The organism is Streptomyces sp. 13-12-16 (assembly GCF_002114215.1).
In the GTDB taxonomy this organism is placed as follows: Bacteria; Actinomycetota; Actinomycetes; order Streptomycetales; family Streptomycetaceae; genus Streptomyces.
In genome coordinates, this window is sequence record NZ_NCTE01001461.1 from 541 (window position 1) to 2,391 (window position 1,851).

General features: G+C 74.2%; 2 protein-coding genes and 1 pseudogene. 1 reads left to right on the plus strand and 2 read right to left on the minus strand.

The features are described 5' to 3' along the window. Positions 1 to 205, plus strand: a pseudogene (locus B7767_RS42620) (Vitamin K epoxide reductase); the annotation flags it as partial. On the opposite strand, the gene B7767_RS42625 reads toward B7767_RS42620, so the two are convergent. Beyond that, positions 202 to 1,146, minus strand: coding sequence for a GNAT family N-acetyltransferase (locus tag B7767_RS42625; RefSeq protein WP_085576481.1), 945 nt, complete (start codon positions 1,144 to 1,146; stop codon positions 202 to 204). The pseudogene B7767_RS42620 and the gene B7767_RS42625 overlap by 4 nt on opposite strands. 58 nt (positions 1,147 to 1,204) lie before the next feature. After that, positions 1,205 to 1,851: YafY family protein (locus B7767_RS42630; RefSeq protein ID WP_143653010.1), on the minus strand; the 647-nt coding region annotated here is incomplete at its 5' end.

Below are 1,851 nucleotides of genomic sequence, written 5' to 3' on the forward strand. Positions count from 1 at the left end.
CGTCGTCTGGGTGGTGACCATCGCCCTGTTCTGGTACGTGACCCTGCGCAACTGCGCGCACGGCGTCATTCCCGTGCCCCGGCGCGGTCGCGCCGCCCTGGACCTGGTCCTGGAGAGCCACTGGCTGCTGCTGGCCGGCTGGTACGGCGTGGTCGTGCTGCTGGTCCTGACCCGTTTCTGGACGTACTGGAGCAGCCTGCTCTAGCCGGTGGGCCGGCGCCGGCCGACCGTCACCTCCCACGTGTCGACGGCGTAGTGGACCGTCATGCCGTGGCGGTCGTACAGCCGGGGTGCTCCCGTGGCGTTCCCGGTGTCCACGCCGAGTCCGACGGTGTCCCGGCCGCGCGCCGCGAAGGCCGCGAACGCGTGCCGCAGCAGGAGTCCGCCCAGTCCGCGGCCGCGGGCCGCGGGGAGCACGCCGAGGCCGCGGATCCACCCCATGGCCTCGCGGTCGTCCCGCGCGAGCAGGAAACCGGCGTCCCCCAGTTCCTCGGTGCCGACGATCCACACCAGGGACCAGTCCAGTCCCCCGGCGTCGATGTCGTGCAGCCACGTCTCGTAGCTGCGCGGCTGGAAGTCGAAGTGGTGGGCGAAGGACGCCTGGTACAGCTCGTGGACGCGCGCCCGGTCCGCCTCGGCGGCGCAGTCCCGCACCCGGACGCCGGCGGGCACCTCGGGGAACGTGTCCCGTGCGGGGTCCAGGGGGCGGCGCAGTACGTGGTACCGGCGTACGACCCGCCAGTCGCGCGCCCGGAGCAGTCCGGTGTCGAGGGTGGGCGTCACATTGAGGCGCAGATGCACCACCGCCCGTTCCGCCCCGTTCTCCCGGGCCTTCTCCAGCGCCCTGGCCTCCATCGCCTCCAGCATCCGGGCGGCGGCCCCCTGGTGCTCGGGCAGGACGTACTGGTCGATGTCGACGCGCTCGCCGCCGGACTCGTCCCACAGCAGCCCGTACGCCACCAGGCGGTCCCCGTCCCAGGTGAGCCAGGAGTCCCGCTCCAGATCGGTACCGGGATGCTTGAGTTCGGCCTCGACGATGTGCAGGTCGGTCTCGGGCCGGCCGATCTCGATCTCGTCGACCTTGTTGAGCAGTTCGGTGATGGCGGGCGCGTCGGTGAGCGCCGCGGGACGCTGTGCGTAGGACATGAGGCCCAAGAATCCGGTGACCGGGCCCGGGGCGCAACGGCTTTTCGGGGACCGTGGGTCAGGCACCGGGCGCGCCGGCCGCCGCGCGGGCGTAACGGTGGGCCAGGAGCGCGAAGGCGTCCTTGAGTTCCTGCGGGCCGACGACCTCGACGGCGGCGTCGAACCGTCCGATGCCGGCGGCCAGGGCGGTCCACGACCAGGAGCCCAGGACGAGCCGGCAGCGGCCGGGGCCGAGCTCCTCGACGACGGCGTCGTGGGCGTGGCGGGACACGGTGGTGGCGGGCAGGTCCAGGATCACCTCGCCCCGGCAGGGCCACTCGCCGGGGCCGTCCGCTCCGCGGAACCTCCCGGTGACGAACGCGGCCACGTCGCCTCCGGGCACCTCGCGCGGTGCGAAGCGGGGCCCCGTCGGGCTGCGCGGGGTGATCCGGTCGGCGCGGAAGACGCGCCAGTCGGCGCGGTCGAGGTCGAAGGCGACCAGGTACCAGCGTCCGTCCCGGCTGACGAGACGGTGCGGCTCCACCCGGCGCGGCGGGGCGGCGGAGGCGTAGTCGAAGCGCAGCACCTCCCCGGCGTGGACGGCGGCGCTCAGCGTCATGAGCAGCGCGCCGTCGACGGGTGGGTGCGGGCGGGCCGCGGGCTCCACGGCGGTCACCCGGAGGGTGTCGACGCGGTGGCGCAGCCGCGCGGGCATGACCTGCCGGA

Excerpts from the sequence above, each read along its gene's own strand:
- B7767_RS42625 (WP_085576481.1), bottom strand. The coding sequence starts at position 1,146 with ATGTCCTACGCACAGCGTCCCGCGGCGCTCACCGACGCGCCCGCCATC.